This window comes from Bradyrhizobium sp. CSA112, assembly GCF_029051645.1.
In the GTDB taxonomy this organism is placed as follows: domain Bacteria; phylum Pseudomonadota; class Alphaproteobacteria; order Rhizobiales; family Xanthobacteraceae; genus Bradyrhizobium.
This window is the reverse complement of sequence record NZ_JAACFS010000065.1, coordinates 1-17,745: the sequence shown is the minus strand read 5'-3', so window position 1 is coordinate 17,745 and position 17,745 is coordinate 1. Positions and strand designations below refer to the sequence as shown.

17 protein-coding genes are annotated in these 17,745 nt (G+C 62.7%); 9 read left to right on the top strand and 8 right to left on the bottom strand.

Annotated elements, in window-relative coordinates:
* The coding region (locus GWE18_RS40780) for a caspase family protein (RefSeq protein WP_275191145.1) at positions 1-805 on the bottom strand (805 nt) is incomplete at its 3' end.
* Positions 806-1,312: 507 nt separating this feature from the next.
* Between GWE18_RS40780 and GWE18_RS40775 the strand changes: the two genes are divergently transcribed.
* The 3 genes from GWE18_RS40775 to GWE18_RS40765 are packed head-to-tail and all read left to right on the top strand — an operon-like array spanning position 1,313 to position 3,372.
* Positions 1,313-2,119 (top strand): N-acyl homoserine lactonase family protein, encoded by an 807-nt coding sequence (locus GWE18_RS40775; RefSeq protein WP_275191144.1) that lies wholly within the window; start codon positions 1,313-1,315, stop codon positions 2,117-2,119.
* 14 nt (positions 2,120-2,133) lie between these two features.
* Entirely contained in the window at positions 2,134-3,015 is an 882-nt protein-coding gene (locus GWE18_RS40770) for an NAD(P)-dependent oxidoreductase (protein ID WP_275191143.1), read from the top strand.
* 12 nt (positions 3,016-3,027) lie between these two features.
* Positions 3,028-3,372, top strand: coding sequence for a RidA family protein (locus GWE18_RS40765; RefSeq protein WP_275191142.1), 345 nt, complete (start codon positions 3,028-3,030; stop codon positions 3,370-3,372).
* 115 nt (positions 3,373-3,487) lie between these two features.
* Here the strand turns inward: GWE18_RS40765 and GWE18_RS40760 are convergent, their stop codons facing one another.
* Positions 3,488-4,003, bottom strand: coding sequence for a MarR family transcriptional regulator (locus GWE18_RS40760; RefSeq protein ID WP_275191141.1), 516 nt, complete (start codon positions 4,001-4,003; stop codon positions 3,488-3,490).
* Positions 4,004-4,197: 194 nt separating this feature from the next.
* Between GWE18_RS40760 and GWE18_RS40755 the strand changes: the two genes are divergently transcribed.
* The 5 genes from GWE18_RS40755 (at position 4,198) to fahA (ending at position 9,801) form a co-directional block, all read left to right on the top strand.
* The gene (locus tag GWE18_RS40755; protein WP_275191140.1) at positions 4,198-5,811 is read left to right on the top strand and encodes an FAD-dependent oxidoreductase; all 1,614 of its coding nucleotides are present in this window, start codon (positions 4,198-4,200) and stop codon (positions 5,809-5,811) included.
* 22 nt (positions 5,812-5,833) lie between these two features.
* Complete coding sequence (locus tag GWE18_RS40750) at positions 5,834-6,061, top strand: DUF2783 domain-containing protein (RefSeq protein ID WP_275191139.1); 228 nt, start codon at positions 5,834-5,836, stop codon at positions 6,059-6,061.
* A 33-nt stretch (positions 6,062-6,094) separates the two neighbouring features.
* Positions 6,095-7,051, top strand: coding sequence for an MBL fold metallo-hydrolase (locus GWE18_RS40745; protein WP_275191138.1), 957 nt, complete (start codon positions 6,095-6,097; stop codon positions 7,049-7,051).
* Between the two features lie 2 nt (positions 7,052-7,053).
* Entirely contained in the window at positions 7,054-8,400 is a 1,347-nt protein-coding gene (hmgA, locus tag GWE18_RS40740) for a homogentisate 1,2-dioxygenase (RefSeq protein WP_275191137.1), read from the top strand.
* A 129-nt stretch (positions 8,401-8,529) separates the two neighbouring features.
* A complete protein-coding gene (gene fahA, locus GWE18_RS40735) occupies positions 8,530-9,801 on the top strand; it encodes a fumarylacetoacetase (RefSeq protein WP_275191136.1) in 1,272 nt (423 codons plus the stop codon).
* A gap of 103 nt (positions 9,802-9,904) precedes the next feature.
* On the opposite strand, the gene GWE18_RS40730 is transcribed toward fahA, so the two are convergent.
* Together GWE18_RS40730 and GWE18_RS40725 are read right to left on the bottom strand one after the other, a co-directional pair.
* The gene (locus GWE18_RS40730) at positions 9,905-10,216 is read right to left on the bottom strand and encodes a DUF1272 domain-containing protein (protein WP_275191135.1); all 312 of its coding nucleotides are present in this window, start codon (positions 10,214-10,216) and stop codon (positions 9,905-9,907) included.
* A 218-nt stretch (positions 10,217-10,434) separates the two neighbouring features.
* Complete coding sequence (locus GWE18_RS40725; RefSeq protein ID WP_275191134.1) at positions 10,435-10,908, bottom strand: Lrp/AsnC family transcriptional regulator; 474 nt, start codon at positions 10,906-10,908, stop codon at positions 10,435-10,437.
* 122 nt (positions 10,909-11,030) lie between these two features.
* Here GWE18_RS40725 and hppD point away from each other — a divergent pair, with 122 nt between their 5' ends.
* Complete coding sequence (gene hppD, locus GWE18_RS40720; RefSeq protein WP_275191133.1) at positions 11,031-12,149, top strand: 4-hydroxyphenylpyruvate dioxygenase; 1,119 nt, start codon at positions 11,031-11,033, stop codon at positions 12,147-12,149.
* A gap of 134 nt (positions 12,150-12,283) precedes the next feature.
* Here hppD and GWE18_RS40715 read toward each other — a convergent pair whose 3' ends face one another.
* From GWE18_RS40715 to GWE18_RS40700, 4 genes are all read right to left on the bottom strand, one after another.
* The gene (locus GWE18_RS40715; protein WP_275191132.1) at positions 12,284-13,396 is read right to left on the bottom strand and encodes a CaiB/BaiF CoA-transferase family protein; all 1,113 of its coding nucleotides are present in this window, start codon (positions 13,394-13,396) and stop codon (positions 12,284-12,286) included.
* A gap of 370 nt (positions 13,397-13,766) precedes the next feature.
* Positions 13,767-14,567, bottom strand: coding sequence for a xanthine dehydrogenase family protein subunit M (locus tag GWE18_RS40710; protein WP_275191131.1), 801 nt, complete (start codon positions 14,565-14,567; stop codon positions 13,767-13,769).
* Positions 14,568-14,581: 14 nt separating this feature from the next.
* On the bottom strand, positions 14,582-16,921 hold the full coding sequence (locus GWE18_RS40705; RefSeq protein WP_275191130.1) for a xanthine dehydrogenase family protein molybdopterin-binding subunit: 2,340 nt from the start codon (positions 16,919-16,921) through the stop codon (positions 14,582-14,584).
* 87 nt (positions 16,922-17,008) lie between these two features.
* Positions 17,009-17,494, bottom strand: a complete 486-nt coding sequence (locus GWE18_RS40700) for a (2Fe-2S)-binding protein (RefSeq protein WP_275191129.1) — start codon at positions 17,492-17,494, stop codon at positions 17,009-17,011.
* Positions 17,495-17,745 lie beyond the last annotated feature (251 nt).

Sequence of the window (17,745 nt, the reverse complement as noted above, 5' to 3'; positions counted from 1 at the left end):
GGGCTGGGGCCGCGACCACCGGAGGTGGCGGGCTCGCCGGTCGCGGGCCGGCGCCGCTGGGGATGAAGGAGAAATCCTCGGCCAGTGACGAGGAAATCCACGGTACCTGCTCCTGACGCGAGGCGCGGGTGACGCCGACGCGGGTCCGGTTCAGGGTTTCCTCTGCCATCAGGTCGGGGGTGCGGATTTCCTTCAGCAACTCCCTCACGAACAGGCTGCGGTCGCTGCCATTGTCGGGAACGACGGACGAGAGTGCGGCCGAATACATCACCAGCGTGCCATTCGGCGCGATCACCGGCGCGAGGCCGGCGGAAAAGCTGCGGAAACGCCGCTCGAACGGGTTGCGCCTGCTAGCGTCGATCAGCGCAATCTTGACGCCGGCGCCGCGGGTGTTGATCTCCCCCAGCACGGTCTCGAGGCTGAAACCGTCACGGCGAACGTCGGCCTCGGTCCAGATCTGCGCATCGACGGGGATCATGTAGCTCTGGCGGCTCGACTGCACGCCAAAGCCCGAGAAGAAGATCAGCGCGACCGACCCCGGCTTGATCTTGCCATAGAGGCGTTCGAAGGCGCGGCGCATCTGTTCGCCGGTCAGGTTCTCGCCGATATCGACATTGAAGCCGTCGCGCTTGAGCTCGTCGGCGATGTCGCGTGCATCGTTGATCGGCTCCTTCAGCGGCGCCTCGGCGTCCGGATATTTCGCGTTTCCAATCACCAGCGCATAGCGTTCGCCGGCAGCAAAAGACGGGGTTACCGACGCGACCGAAAAAAACAATGTGAGGAGTAACGCAACGCGGATTTTCATAATGACGGCAGTCCAGATCACGGCAGTCCAGCCCAAACAGCGCCGATGCCAGCTCGCGCCGCGGCGACCTTACTCTACGCTACCGGCATTATCAAACCGGGTCCGCAGCCCGTCAACTGCTTGCGATGTCGTCACTAATTGCGACAATTAACCGCTACAGGGCCTGGGCGGATCAGGGAATAAAAGCGACCATCGTGGCGGCACCGCGGCGTGCGATCTGGTCCGTGCAAACGGGCCCAACTGGGACGATAATCCATTCCCGCGCAGATGCCCGGCTTCGTGTCCTGACCGTGACACCCCGCGAAAGCCCCGCAACCTGTCGGCTCAATCGCTGTCGCCCGTAAATGTTGAGCCGGCCACTTTCGCGGGCGGCAATGTGATCCCTCTCACATAGCGTCCCGCACTGTCACGCGGCAGCCATTCGCCTTCCGGGTTTGACCTTTGCGGATGACAATGGCTTGCTGCCGGGATCGGCCAATCCAAACGCCCAAGAAAAAAGTGACACCGATGGGAAATGCCTACGAAATCTACGCGCTGCGCTACGCGACGATGTCGCCCCGCACCCCCCATTTGAATTTTCTGATCCCCGATCCGCACGAAACCACGGCGCAGGACCTGGATTATTTCGTCTGGCTGATCCGAGGGGGCGGCCGCGACGTCCTAGTCGATACCGGCTTCAATGCCGAAGAGGCGAAGGCGCGTTCGCGCAAGCTGACGCTCAATCCGGTCGATGCGCTGGCGGATTTTGGCGTTGCCGCCGACACGATCCGCGACGTGATCATCACCCATTTGCACTATGACCACGCCGGCAATCTCGATCGTTTCCCGAATGCGCGGTTTCATCTGCAGGACCGCGAAATGAGCTATGCGACCGGGCGCTGCATGTGCAACGGCATGTTGCGGCATCCGTTTTCAGTCGAGCACGTCACCACGATGGTGCGCCATGTCTATGGCGAGCGCGTCACCTTCCATTCCGGCGACGGCGAGATCGCGCCCGGCGTGACGGTGCATCGGGTCGGCGGCCATTCCGACGGTCTGCAGGTCGTGCGGGTGGAAACCGCACGCGGGCCGGTGGTGCTGGCGTCGGACGCTTCACATTACTACGCCAATCTGCACAAGCGTAGCCCGTTTCCGATCGTCTATAATGTCGGCGACATGGCGCAGGGCTGGGAAATCGTCGAGCGGCTGGCCGGCCATCCCGACCGTTTCATCCCCGGCCACGATCCGATCGTGAGCGAGATCTACCCGCGCGCCAGCGACAAGGTCGATGCGTTCGCGCTGCACCTTGCGCCGTCACGCTCCTTCGCAAGATAGGCTGAAGAAAAGCCATGCCGGAATACAAGACTGTCGGCTTCATCGGCCTCGGCGTGATGGGCGAGCCGATCTGCCGCAATCTCGTGAAGAAGAGCGGCAAGCGCGTCCTTGCCTTTGATCTGTCGCCGGAGCCGTTGGCGCGGTTGCAGGCCGACGGCGCCGAGATCGCGGGCTCCGTTGCGGATGTCATCACGCAAAGCGATTTGCTGTTCCTGTGCCTGCCGAGCGCCAGGCATGTTCGCGCGGTGTTCGAAGGCGACGGCATTCTCAAGAATATCCGGAGCGGGCAGGTCGTCGTCGATCTCGGCACCTCTTCAGTCAGCCAGACCCGCGATTTTGCGAAGCAGTTGCAGGCAAAGGGCGCAGCCTGGGCCGATGCGCCGATCGCGCGCACCCGACAGGCAGCGCAGGACGGCACGCTCAGCGTGATGGTTGGCGCAACATCAGCGCTTTATGCCGATATCGAGCCATTGATCCGCTGCTTTGCGACTGACGTCACCCATTGCGGCGATGTTGGCGCCGGACAGGTGACGAAGATCCTCAACAACATGGTGCTGTTCGAAACCGTCAACGCGCTCGCCGAGGCGGTTGCGGTCGCCAAGCATAATGGCGTCGATCCAAAGCAGTTGCTCGATACGCTTTCAAAGGGCTCGGCAGACAGCTTCGCACTGCGTAATCACGGCATGAAGGCGATCGTGCCGGGCAATTTCCCGGAGCGCGCGTTCTCGACCGAATATGCGCTGAAGGATCTGTCCTATGCACTGGAGCTGGCGTCCGACGTCGGCATCAGAATTCGCGGCGCTGAGCTGATCGGCACAGTATTGCAGGAAGCGATCGATGCCGGCTCGGGGGATAATTATTTTCCTGTCATCGCCAGGCATATTGGTGGCCGCTAACCGGAGCTTCTCATGATTACTCGCTTTGCCGGGCTCACGCCCACCCGCAGCCGCGCGGTCGCTCACGACGATCTGGTTTTCACGGTGGCGGTCGCGCCCGATCCGGTCAGTCCCTCTATGTATGAGCAAAGCGTAAAGGCGCTCGCCCGCATCGACGAAAGCCTCGCGCTGTGTGGCACGAACAAGAGCAAGATCCTCTCGGCGATCGTCTATATTACCGACATCAAGCGCAAGGGCGAGATGAACCGCGCCTGGGACGAATGGGTCGATACCAAAAACCCGCCTATGCGCGCCTGCATCGGCGTCGATCTCGAACCGCCGCACATCGTGGAGATTGTGGTGACGGCAGTGAAGTAGTCGAGCTGTCCCAGCCGGTCATTGCGAGCGCAGCGAAGCAATCCATCTCTCCACTTGCGGGAAGATGGATTGCTTCGTCGCTTCGCTCCTCGCAATGACGGGGAGGCAGCGCGACTCAATACGCTTCCTTCGCATCGGCCTCTTCGCTGGTCTGCACCAGATCGAGGCCCTCCTCGATCTTGCCCAAGAGCCGCGCGAAATCGCGCCGCTCCTGCGCGGAGAGGCATGACAGTATTTCCTGCTCCTTGCGCAATAGGCGCGGAATCAATTCCTCGTAGAGCGCGGCGCCCTTGCGCGTCAGGCGCAGGCGGAATTCGCGGCGGTCGTCCTCGTTCTCGACGCGCTCGATGATCTGCTGCTTCAGCAACGACGTGACCGCGCGGCTGATGGTGGATTTGTGGGTGCGGGTGCAGTGGGCGATATATTGTGCGCTGCAGGCGTCGTGGCGGAAGCCGAGCGTCGCCAGCACGCGCCATTCCGGAATGTCGAGCCCGTAGCGGGCCGCATATTCGACCGAGAGCGCGGAACTGACTTCCGCGGCCAGCCGGTTGAGCCGAAACGGCACGAATTTGAAGAGGTCGAGCCGCGCAGCTTTTTTCGGCGCGCTCTCTTCCCGCGGAACGGCAGCCATTTCGCTTGAAATCGCTTTTGGCAAGAATCGCCTCGATTTGAGTTGACGCCGGACCCGGCCGGGGGTTTAAGATAGTTGCAGGTGAGACTAATTTAGCAGGGTCGCAGGCCACTAGCTAGCGTTTTCGAGCGAAGTGGATACCGGTTCTGATCCAATCAGAGCCGATCAGGCTCTAGTCACAGGGTTGAGCCCGCATGGCGCTGACTAAAACCCAGTTCGGCTATCGTCGCCACCCCGATCAGGATCGGGCGGGCGCAAACATTGCTGAACATGCGATCGTCGTGGTCGGCGCGGGGCCCATAGGGCTGTCGCTGGCGATCGATCTGGCGCAGCGCGGCCAATCCGTAGTGTTGCTCGATGACGCCGACCGGATCGGCGAGGGCTCGCGGGCCATCTGTTTCTCCAAACGTTCGCTCGAATTCTGGGACCGGCTCGGCATCGGCCAGCGCATGGTCGACAAGGGCGTGGTGTGGAGCGTCGGCAAGATCTTTCACGGCGAACAGCAGCTCTACCAGTTCAACCTGCTACCGGAGGAGGGCCACAAACGGCCGGCCTTCATCAACCTGCAGCAATTCTATGCGGAGGCCTATCTGGTCGATCGGGTCGAAGAGCTTCCGGCGATCGACCTGCGCTGGCGCAACAAGGTGACGGGCCTCGAGCCGCACAACGACCACGTGGCGTTGACGATCCAGACGCCGGATGGTCCCTACCGGCTGGCAGCGCAATATGTCGTTGCCTGTGACGGCGCCCGATCCTCCCTGCGCCAGATGGTCGGCGCGGAATTCGCTGGCCAGGTGTTCGAGGACCAGTTCCTGATCGCCGACGTCAAGATGACCGCGGCGTTTCCGACCGAGCGCTGGTTCTGGTTCGATCCGCCATTCCATGCCGGGCGCTCCGCGCTCCTGCACAAGCAACCGGACGACATCTGGCGGATCGACCTGCAGCTCAATCGCTTTGCCGATCCCGCCGTCGAAAAGCTGCCGGAGAACGTGCGGCCGCGCATCGCCCGCATGCTCGGCCACGACAAGTTCGATTTCGAGTGGATCTCGCTGTACAAATTCCAGTGCCGGCGGATGAACAAGTTCGTCCACGGCCGGGTGATCTTTGCCGGCGATGCCGCGCATCAGGTCTCGCCGTTCGGCGCGCGCGGCGCCAATTCCGGGCTCGAGGATGCCGAGAATCTGGCGTGGAAGCTCGACCGCGTGCTGCGGGGAACGTCGCCCGAGGCGCTGCTTGAGAGCTACCACATCGAGCGCAGCGCCGCGGCTGACGAGAACATCCGCGAATCCACCCGCTCGACCGACTTCATGGCGCCCAACTCCCACCAGGAGGCGCGGCTGCGCAAGGCGGTGCTGTCGCTCGCCAAGGAAACCGAATTCGGCAAGCGCATGGTGAATGCGGGGCGCCTCTCGACGCCCTCGATCTACCAAACGCCGCTCTCGACCGCCGATGGCGACGCGTGGCGCGGCGGCCCGCGGCCCGGCGCGTCGATGCGAGATGCGCCGGTTGTGGCGCAAGGCGGCGACCCGATGTTCCTGACCGAAGCCTTCATCCGTGCGGGAACGCGGTTCACATGGCTGGCGTTTGGCAATGGTGCGGCCGTGGAGGTGCCCGAAGGGGTGGGGGCGATCCGGATTGGCGGCGAAGGCGGCTTTGCCGATGCCGCAGGGCTTGCCGTCACGCGGTACGATGCCGAACCCGGCACGGCCTATCTGTTGCGGCCCGACGGCTATGTCGCGGCGCGGTTCCGGCACCCGACCCGCGAGGGGCTCGACGCCGCGCTGGCGCGTGCCGCCGGCATCAACTGAGGTTTTGAACTGAGGTTTTCTCATGGCGCTATCGACCGCTTCGAACTTTGCCAAGCCGGACGACGCGTTTCGCGCCATCGTCGAGGCGCATCAGGGCTTAAGCGACGAGCAGAGCGCTGATCTCGACGCGGCGCTGGTTCTCGTGCTCGCCAACCATATTGGCGACATCGCCGTCCTGCACGAGGCTATCGCGCTCGCCAAGCGGCGGATGCTCGACGCGAGCCAGCAACAGCAACAACAGCAGCAATAATTCACGTCTCGAACGAAGTCAGGAATCGAATTGATGGCCAAAGGTTTCGCGTCCACCACGGATCTGGCGGAGAAGAAGATCACCTCCTCCGAAATCGGCACCGACCTCTACGCGTTCACCGCTGAGGGCGATCCGAACTCGGCGATCATCGTCGGTGATGACGGCTGCCTAGTGTTCGACGCGCAGGCGACGCCGGCGATGGCGAACAAGGTGATCGAGCGCGTTCGCGCCGTCACCGACAAGCCGATCAAATATGTCGTGCTGTCGCATTACCACGCCGTGCGCGTGCTGGGCGCTTCCGCCTACAAGGCGCAGGGCATCGTGGCGTCGGCTGAAACCCACCGGCTGATCGAGGAGCGCGGCCAGCAGGATTGGGATTCGGAGTACGGCCGCTTCCCGCGCCTGTTTCAGGATGCCGAAAGCATTCCCGGCCTGACCTGGCCGACGCTGACCTTCGAAGGCGAGATGTCGATCTACCTGGGAAAACGCGAGGTGCGGCTGATGCAGCTCGGCGCCGGGCATACGTCAGGTGACATCGTTGCCTGGGTGCCGGATGCCGAAGTCATGTTCTCCGGCGACCTGATCGAATATCACTCGGCCTGCTATTGCGGCGATGCGCATTTGCGCGAATGGCCCGCCACGCTGAATGAAATCCGGGCCTTCAATCCGAAGGCGATCGCGCCGGGCCGCGGCGATGCATTGAAGGGGCTTTCGACCGGACGCGACGCGATCGCGATGACGCGCGATTTCGTCACCTCGCTCTATGGCGCGGCGGAAAGCTCGGTCGCCAAGGGCCGCACCCTGAAAGAGACCTTTGCCGCGACGCGCGAGGTGATGGATCCCAAGTTTTCCAGCTTTGCGATCTACGAGCACTGCCTGCCGTTCAACGTCTCGCGCGCGTTCGACGAAGCATCCGGGATCGACGATCCCGTGATCTGGACCGACAAGCGCGACCAGGAAATGTGGGCCGCCCTGCAAGGAGGAGGATGACCATGAATATCAATACCTCGCCTGATCAGATCGTTCGCAGCACCGCACAGGTCACACCGGGCTATATGTCCGGCTTCGGCAACAGTTTTGAGACCGAGGCGCTGCCCGGCGCGCTGCCGATGGGGCGCAACTCGCCGCAACGCTGCGCCTACGGGCTCTATGCCGAGCAGCTTTCCGGCTCACCCTTCACCGCGCCGCGCGGCGCCAACGAGCGCTCCTGGCTTTATCGCATCCGCCCGTCGGTGAAGCATTCGGGCCGCTTTGCGAAAGTTGATGCTGGGCTGTGGCGCACCGCGCCGTGCCACGAATATGACTTGCCGATCGCACAACTGCGCTGGGATCCGGCGCCGATCCCGAAGGAAGATATGACCTTCCTGCAGGGCGTGCAGACCATGACGACGTCGGGCGACGCCAACACGCAAGGAGGCATGGCCGCGCATGTCTATCTCATCACGAAATCGATGGTCGATCAGCATTTCTACAATGCCGACGGCGAGATGATGTTCGTGGCGCAGCAGGGTAACCTGCGCCTCGTCACCGAGTTCGGCCGTATCGATATCGAGCCGGGCGAGATCGCGGTGATTCCGCGCGGCGTCAAATTCCGGGTGGAGATTCCGAATGGACCTGCGCGCGGCTATCTCTGCGAGAATTACGGCGGCGCCTTCACGCTGCCGGAACGCGGGCCGATCGGCGCCAACTGCCTCGCCAATTCGCGCGACTTCCTTACTCCCGTAGCCAACTATGAGGACAAGGACACGCCGACCGAGCTCTACGTGAAATGGGGCGGCTCGCTGTTCAAGACTACGCTGCCGCATTCGCCGATCGATGTGGTGGCGTGGCACGGCAACTACGCGCCGTACAAATACGATCTGCGCACCTTCTCACCTGTCGGCGCCATCGGCTTCGACCATCCCGATCCCTCGATCTTCACGGTGCTGACCTCGCCGTCTGAGACTGCCGGCACCGCGAACATCGACTTCGTCATTTTCCCGGAGCGTTGGGCGGTCGCTGAAAATACCTTCCGTCCGCCGTGGTATCACATGAACATCATGAGTGAGTTCATGGGGCTGATCTACGGCGTCTACGATGCCAAGCCGCAGGGTTTTGTGCCCGGCGGCATCAGCTTGCACAACTGCATGCTGCCGCACGGCCCGGACCGCGAGGCCTTCGATCATGCCAGCAATAGCGAGTTGAAGCCGGTGAAGCTGACCGGCACGATGGCCTTCATGTTCGAAACGCGCTTTCCGCAGCGGGTCACCAAGCATGCGGCGACGTCGGCGACCTTGCAGGACGATTACGCGGATTGCTGGAAGGGCCTGGAGAAGCGGTTCGATCCAAGCAAGCCGTGATCCTCTGCCGTCATTCCGGGGCGATGCGCAGCATCGAACCCGGAATCTCGAGATTCCGGGTCTGGTCCTTCGGACCATCCCGGAATGACGGCGGATAGGGTTCGTCTAAGCATAACAGGAACAATCGCTGTGCCCCACCCCAACGATCCCAAACTCCGCTCCTTCATCGACGTCGCGCCCGATTCCCATTTCCCGATCCAGAATCTCCCCTATGGCGTGTTCTCCGCCAAGGACGGGCTTGCCCCGCGCGTGGGCGTCGCAATCGGCGATTACGTGCTCGATCTCTGGCAGCTCGCGCAGGATTGCCGGTTCGATGTCGTCGAGCCCGCGGTGTTCGCCGCGCCCCAACTTAATCCGTTCATGGCGCTGGGTCCGAAAGTCTGGTCGAACACCCGGGCGCGGATCAGCGAGCTTCTGCGGCATGATCATCCCGAACTGCGTGACAACGAGCGCTTGCGCAAGCGCGCGCTCGTGCCGATGGTGGACGTGAAGCTGCATCTGCCGTTCGCGGTCTCCGGCTATACCGATTTCTATTCGTCGAGGGAGCACGCCACCAATGTCGGTGTGATGTTCCGCGGCAAGGACAATGCCTTGCAGCCGAACTGGCTGCACATGCCGATCGGCTACAACGGCCGTGCCTCGACTGTCGTCGTCAGCGGCACGAAGGTCAGGCGGCCGCGCGGACAGTTGAAGCCGCCGACCGCCGAGGTGCCGAGCTTCGGGCCGTGCAAGCGGCTCGATTTCGAGCTTGAGATGGGTGTGGTGGTCGGCCAACCATCCGTGATGGGCGAAATGCTCACGGAGAAGCAGGCCGAGGAGATGATCTTCGGTTTTGTGATCCTGAATGACTGGAGCGCGCGCGACATCCAGCAATGGGAATATGTGCCGCTCGGGCCGTTCCAGGCAAAAGTGTTCGCGACCTCGATCAGCCCGTGGGTGGTGACGCGCGAGGCGCTGGAGCCGTTTCGCCTCCACGGTCCCGCGCAGGATCCGAAGCCGCTGCCTTATCTGCAGCAGGTGCAGCCGAACAATTACGACATGGCGCTCGAGGTCGGCCTGCGCGCCGCGCAGATGAATGCGCCCGTCAATATCAGTCGGACGAACTTCAAGTACATGTACTGGTCGTCGGTGCAGCAGCTCGTGCACCATGCGTCTTCAGGCTGCGCCATGAATGTCGGCGATCTCTTGGGGAGCGGCACCATCTCCGGTCCGGAGAAGGACCAGCGCGGCAGCCTGTTGGAGATAAGCTGGAACGGCACCGAGCCGGTCGAACTGGCCGAGGGCGTGAAGCGCTCGTTCCTGGAAGACGGCGATTCGCTGGTCATGCGTGGCTGGTGCCAAGGCGACGGCTACCGCGTCGGTTTTGGCGAAGTCGAGGGGACGATTCTGGCGGTGGAGTAACTCTCTCCCCGTCATTGCGAGGAGCGAAGCGACGAAGCAATCCATCTCTCTTCACGCGCGGTGGGATGGATTGCTTCGCTCCGCTCGCAATGACGTGGATGGTTCAGCGCTCTTGTGGCGGTATATCCCACAGCCGCGCCGAATGCGCGGCAATATCCTCGACGCTGTACTTCAAATGCACCCGCTTGTCCGAGGGCAACTGCATCGTGACGCACACGCCGGGCCGCCGCTCGATGGCGGGCCGGATCGGCCGCGGCACAAAGCCGCCACCGCAGTTCGGGCAGACATTGTGCAGCTTGTTGTCCACGCAATCCGCGCAGAACGTACATTCATACGAGCAGATGCGCGCATCCATCGCATTCGGCGGCAGGTCCTTGTCGCAATATTCGCAGTTCGGTCGGAGTTGCAGCGCCATGGTGATCTCGCAGTGTGAATCTCGGGGATCATCGCAAATCGGCCCGAGAATGACAAATTTCCCTCGAATTGGGCCATCCTACGAATGATGGGGCTTTCATCCTTCGAGACGCATCGCTTTGCGACGCTCCTCAGGATAAGGTCTTCGCTCCCCTCATGGTGAGCGAGCGCGGCACTGCCGCGCATCTCGAACCATGCGGCCCCGATGCTTCAGCAGGATCACCGCGCCGCTTTCAGCGGCAGCTTCGCGCTCTCCTTCAGCCGGTCGAGCACGATCGACGAGCGCACATGCGCCACGCTCTGGTGCGGCATTAGCAGGTCGTTGACGAGGCCGGAAAGGTCCTTCAGGTCGCGCAGCACGACCTTCAGCACGTAATCGGCGTCGCCGGTGAGTGAGTAGGCCTCTTGGATATCGTCGACGCGATTGACCAGCGCACGGAACTTCTTGGCGTTGTCGGGCGAATGCGTCGCCAGCGTGATGTGGATGAAGGCGATCAAATTGAAGCCCAGCGCCTCGCCGGCGAGGTCGGCGTGGTAGCCCGCGATCACCTTCTCTTCCTCCAGCCGCATCCGCCGCCGCGAGCATTGCGAGGCCGACAGGCCGACAAGGTCGGCGAGTTGCTGGTTGGTCAGCCGGCCGTCGTCCTGCAGCGCGGCCAGCATTTTGAGGTCGAAGGTGTCTACGGATATCATGCGTAAATTGCCGTTCTGGTGCATGGATTGTGCATAATGATAGCCGAGCTCGGGCCCGTTTGCATGCTCTTTGCGCCTGTTTCGATCGATACTGATCCAGATCAAACTTCGGGAGTTTAGCCATGGGTCCGTTTCCGCACGACGCACCGGCCGCCACCATCAGCGCCGACAACCCGATGGGCACCGACGGCTTCGAGTTCGTCGAATACGCGCATCCGAAGCCTGAAGAGCTCCACGCGCTGTTCAGGCTGATGGGCTATGCGGCGGTCGCCCGGCACAAGACTAAAATGATTACGGTCTATCGCCAGGGCGACATCAACTATCTCGTCAACGAAGAGCCCGGTACCCACGGCCATGGCTTCGTCGCGGCGCACGGGCCCTGCGCGCCGTCGATGGCGTTTCGCGTGGTCGATGCGAGGCAGGCCTATGAGCGGGCACTGTCGCTGGGCGCCGAGCCCGCCGAGGTTTCTTCGGCGCAGAAGACGCTCGACGTTCCCGCCATCAGGGGCATCGGCGGCAGCCTGCTTTATTTCGTCGATCGCTATGGCGCCAAGGGATCGGCCTATGACATCGAGTTCGAGTGGCTTGGCGCGAAGGATCCGCGCCCCGCAGGCGCCGGGCTCTATTACATCGACCACCTCACCCACAACGTCCATCGCGGCCGCATGGACGTGTGGACCGGCTTTTATGAAAAGCTGTTCAACTTCCGCCAGATTCGTTTCTTCGACATCGAGGGCCGCGCGTCCGGCCTGTTCTCCCGCGCGCTGACCAGCCCGGACGGCAAGATCCGGATCCCGATCAACGAGGATGCCGGCGATTCCGGACAGATCGAGGAGTACCTCAACATCTATCGCGGCGAGGGCATCCAGCACATCGCCTGCGGCGCGCGGGACATCTACGCTACCGTCGAAACGCTGCGCGCGGCCGGCCTGCCGTTCATGCCGTCGCCGCCGGAGACTTACTTCGAGAAGATCGACGTGCGCCTGCCGCAGCACGGTGAGGACGTCGCCCGCCTGCAGCGCGACGGCATCCTGATCGACGGCGAGGGCGTCGTCGACGGTGGCCACACCAAGGTGCTGCTGCAGATCTTTTCAGCGAACGCGATCGGTCCGATCTTCTTCGAATTCATCCAGCGCAAGGGCGACGATGGATTCGGCGAGGGTAATTTCAAAGCGCTGTTCGAATCGATCGAGGAAGATCAGATTCGCCGCGGCGTGCTGAAGGTGGGGAACGCGGCGTAGGATGCTGTCGTCCCGGCCTTGAGCCGGGACCCATACCGCGTGATCTCGCGATCTTGCGCTGGAGTTAGATCCGTCTCACCAACCAAACCCTGTGGTTATGGGTCCCCGCGTGCACGGGGACGACGGGGAGAGAATTACCGCCCTGCCTTCCACGCATCGGTCAATTCCCCGATATCAGCCGTCTCCGCATCCCTGATCGCCGACGGCGTGCGCGAGAAGCGCGGCGCGGGTGCCGGCTGCGTCACGCCGTGGCGCTCGACGAAAATATTTCGCGCGGCATTGTGCGGATGGTTCGGCGCTTCGGCCATGGTCAGGATCGGCGCGAAGCAGATGTCGGTGCCTTCCATGATCTTGCACCAGTCCTCGCGCGTCTTGCTCTTGAATACTTTTGTCAGCTTTTCCTTCAACGCCGGCCACGCCTTGCGGTCCATCTGCGCGTCGAAATCGGCGTCGGTGAGACCGGCATGCTGGCGCAGAAGGGCGTAGAACTGCGGCTCGATCGAGCCGATCGAAATGAAGTTGCCACACGAGCATTCATAGACGCCGTAGAAATGCGCGCCGCCGTCGAGGAAATTCTGTTCGCGCCCTTCCACCCAGCGGCCGATCGCGGTCATGTCGAAGAACATCGACATCAGCGAGGCCGCGCCGTCGCACATCGCGGCGTCGACCACCTGGCCCTTGCCGGATCTCGAGGCTTCCAGTAGCGCTGCCAGCACGCCGACCACGAGATAGAGCGCGCCGCCGCCGAAATCGCCGACGAGGTTGAGCGGCGGCACCGGCTTCTCTTTGGTGCCGATCGCGGCGAGCGCACCGGTGACCGAGATGTAGTTGATGTCATGGCCGGCCGCGTGGGCCAGCGGACCTTCCTGTCCCCAGCCGGTCATGCGGCCGAACACCAGGCGAGGGTTGCGCGCCATCACCACGTCGGGTCCGAGGCCAAGCCGCTCCATCACGCCGGGGCGAAAACCTTCGATCAGCGCGTCGGCATTGCTCAGCAGGTCGAGCACCTGCGCGACGGCAGCCTTGTCCTTCAGATCGAGCTCGACGACTTTGCGGCCGCGACCCGCCACCGATTTCAGGTTCTTTTTCGCGCCGACGCGGTCGAGCGTTACGACTTCCGCGCCCATGTCGGCCAGCATCATGCAGGCGAACGGACCCGGGCCGATGCCTGCGAATTCGACGATGCGGAAGCCGGCGAGCGGGCCGGAGGTGCGGGTCGCGGATTGGGTGGCTGGTTTTTCGAGCACTTGTTTTCTCTCCCAAAGGGGACGTCTTAATTAGTTGATTAGCTAAATTTTCCCGCCGAAGCGAGAGCGTGGCAAGCATCTTTTGCCGAGAATCGAACCAAAATGAGAAGCGGCGCCCATTGCTGCGCGCCGCTCGCATGAAAGTTGCGCTCAGGTGCCATCCCGCGAGCCGCGTCAAAGTAAGAATCTAGAACGTCGGTTCTGATTCAATCAGAACGACAATAGTTCTGTTGTGCCATGGCCGCTCAAGCCCCTCATCCTGAGGAGCCCGCAAAGCGGGCGTCTCGAAGGATGTAGGCCACAGACGGGGCCTCATGGTTCGAGACGCGCTTCGCGCTCCTCACCATGAGGGACTCATGACCCATTACGGCTAACCCGCAGCAGTGACCGCGCGCTGCGCCAATACCTTGATCAGGTTGGCGCGATAGTCCGACGTGCCGTGAATGTCGCTCATCAAGCCGTCGGCGGAAATCCTGACGCCGTCGATCGCACCTGCCGACCAGTTCGCTTTCAGCGCGGCCTCGATTGCGGGCACCCGCATCACGCCATCTTGCGATGCGCCGGTGGCTGCGACGCGGACGTCACCTGCCGGGGTCTTGGCGACGAACACGCCGGTCAGGGCGAAGCGCGACGCCGGATGGTTGAACTTGGAATATCCCGCTTTGGCCTGAACCGGGAACGACACGGCGGTGATGATTTCGCCGTCCTCAAGCGCCGTCGTGAACAGGCCCTTGAAGAAATCATCTGCCGATATCGAACGCTTGTTGGTCTTCACGGTGGCACCGAGCGCCAGCACCGCCGCCGGATAGTCGGCCGCGGGATCGTTGTTGGCGAGCGAGCCGCCGATGGTGCCGCGATGCCGCACGGCCGGATCGCCGATCAGCGAGGCGAGGTAGGCCAGCGCCGGGATGGCCTTCTTCACAATATCGCTCGATGCGACGTCGGAATGGGTCGTCGCCGCCTTGATCATGATTCCGTCACCGGTCGGCTCGATTCCGATCAGCTCCTTGATCTTGCCGAGATCGATCACGTCGGACGGCGAGGCCAGCCGCTGTTTCATGACCGGGATCAGCGTGTGGCCGCCGGCCAGATATTTCGCATCTGAGCCCTTGGCGAACAGGCTTGCGGCTTCGTCGACCGAGGAGGGGCGGTGATAGGTTGTCTGGTACATGTTGTGTGCTCCTCTCAGCCGTGAATCGCATGCCAGACGCGATCGGGCGTCGCCGGCATTTCGAGGTTGTTGTTGCCGATCGCGTCCGTGATGGCGTTGATCACGGCGGCCGATGCACCGATCGCGCCGGCTTCGCCGCAGCCTTTGACGCCGAGCGGATTGCCCGGACACAGCGTCGTGGTGTGCGACAGCTTGAACGACGGCAGGTCGTCAGCGCGCGGCATGGTGTAATCCATGAACGACGCGGTCACGAGCTGACCGGACGAATCGTACACCACACCTTCCAGCAGCGCCTGCCCGATGCCCTGGGCGAGACCGCCGTGCACCTGGCCTTCGACGATCATCGGATTGATCAGCCGCCCGAAATCATCAGCTGCCACGAAGTTGACGAAGGTGCTCTTGCCGGTGCCGGCATCGACTTCCATTTCGCAGATATAGGCGCCGGCCGGGAAGGTGAAGTTGGTCGGATCGTAGAACGCGCCTTCCTTCAGGCCCGGCTCCATGCCGTCAGGCAGATTGTGCGCGGTGTACGCGGCCAGCGCGACCATCGGCAGCGCAATCGACTTGTCGGTGCCGGTGACTTTGAACTCGCCGTTCTCGATGATGATGTCGTTCTCGGATGCCTCGAGCTGATGGGCGGCGATCTTCTTGGCTTTGGATTCGACTTTCTCCATCGCCTTCAGGATCGCGGTGAGACCAACCGCCGCCGAGCGCGAGCCGTAGGTGCCCATGCCGAACTGGACCTTGTCGGTGTCGCCATGGACGAGCTGGACCTGGCTGATGGGAATGCCCAGGCGTTCGGCGATGAGCTGGCAGAAGCTCGTCTCATGGCCCTGGCCGTGGCTGTGCGATCCCGTCAGGACTTCGATCGTACCGACCGGATTGACGCGCACCTCCGCCGATTCCCACAGGCCCACGCCGGCACCTAAGCTGCCGACCGCCTTCGACGGCGCGATGCCGCAGGCCTCGATGTAACAGGAGATGCCGATGCCGCGGAGCTTGCCTTCGGACTTGGCTTTCGCCTTGCGGTCCGCGAAGCCGGCGTAGTCGATCGCCTTCATCGCCGCATCGAGCGAGGCATTAAAGTCGCCGATGTCATAGGCCATGATGACGGGCGTTTGATGCGGGAATTGCGTGATGAAGTTCTTGCGGCGCAGTTCGGCCGGATCGACCTTCAACTGCCGCGCCGCCGTCTCCATCAGCCGTTCCACCACAAAACTTGCCTCGGGTCGGCCCGCGCCGCGATAGGCGTCGACCGGCACGGTGTTGGTATAGACGCTGATCACTTCGGCGAAGATGTTGGGGATGTTGTACTGGCCCGACAGCAGCGTCGCATAGAGATAGGTCGGCACCGAGGAGGAGAACAATGACATGTAGCCGCCGAGATTGGCGTAGGTTTTTACGCGCAAGCCGGTGACCTTGTTGTCCTTGTCGAACGCCATTTCCGCCTTGGTGAGGTGATCGCGGCCATGGGCGTCGGTCAGGAAGGCTTCGGTGCGGTCGCCGGTCCATTTCACCGGACGGCCCACTTTCTTCGAGGCCCAGAGCGCCACCATCTCCTCAGGGTAGATGAAGATTTTTGAGCCGAAGCCGCCGCCGACATCCGGGGCCACCACCCGCAGCTTGTGCTCCTGCGCGATGTTGTAGAAGGCCGACAGCACGAGGCGGGCGACATGCGGATTCTGCGAGGTCGTGTAGAGCGTGAAATGCTCTTCCGGCTCGTTATATTCCGCGATCGCCGCGCGCGGCTCCATCGCATTCGGCACCAGGCGGTTGTTGGTGATGTCGAGCGAGACGACGTTGGCCGCCGACTTGAAGGCGGCATCGGTTGCGGCTTCGTCGCCGATGACCCAGTCGTAGATCACATTGCCCGGGGCCTCCGGGTGCAACTGCGGTGCTCCCGGCTTGATTGCGGCGCGAATGTCCGGAACGGCGGGCAGCTCTTCGTAATTAACGACCACGGCCTCGGCCGCGTCCCGGGCCTGGTTCTTGGTCTCGGCGATCACGACCGCGACCGCCTGGCCGACGAAGCGCACGGTTTCCGGCGCCATCGCCGGCCATGCACCCATCTTCATGCCGGTGCCGTCCTTGGAGGTGATGGCCCAGCCGCAGATCAGATTGCCGATCTTGTCGTCGACGATCTGCTGGCCGGTCAGCACGCCGACCACGCCCGGCATCTTCATCGCTTCTGACGTGTCGACACTCTTGATCTTGGCGTGCGCATGCGGGCTGCGGACGAAATGCGCATGCGTCATGCCCACCAGTTTGATGTCGTCGACGTAACGGCCCTTGCCGGTGATGAAACGGCGGTCTTCCTTGCGCACCACGCTTGCGCCAATGCCTTCAACGCCCATGTCCTGTCCTCCCAAACGGAATTATTGTTTCCCGCCATTTCGTTTCGAAACGCGGTTCGAACTCGAAAAATTGCTGGCCGGCGGCCGCTATTCCGCCGCCTGCGCGGCCTGCATGCGCCCGGCCGCGTCGAGCACCGCCTTGACGATGTTGTGGTACCCGGTGCAGCGGCAGATGTTGCCTTCCAGCTCGTGCCGGACGGTCTCTTCGTCGAGCTTGCCGCTATGGCGGTGCACAATATCGATCGCCGACATGATCATGCCCGGCGTGCAGTAACCGCACTGCAGGCCGTGATTATCGCGGAACGCCGCCTGCATCGGGTGCAGTTCGTCGCCCTTGGCAATGCCCTCGATGGTGATGACGTTGGAGCCGGCGGCCTGGCCGGCGAGCACGGTGCAGGACTTTACCGCCCGGCCGTCGATATGGACGACGCAGGCACCGCACTGGCTGGTGTCGCAGCCGACATGGGTGCCGGTCAGGTTCAAATGGTCGCGCAGGAGATGGACGAGAAGGGTCCGGTCCTCGACCTCGGCCGAGACGGCCTTGCCGTTTACCGTCAGCTTGACTGTAGACACGCGTGGTACCTCCCGATGTTTTATAATTATTCCAATTAGAGACAGCGGCGAAGGAACTTGCAACTAGGATTTTGCGAGCATCTGTCATTGCGATGACATTCGCTGGCGTGGCGCGGAGGCTCGCGATGCGAATTCCTTTTCTTACCCTCCCCTGGAGGGGGAGGGTCGGCACGCATCGCCAGATGCGCGCCGGGGTGGGGTGATCTCTCCACACGGGAACTGTTGGATGTGGAGAGACCGTCACCCCACCC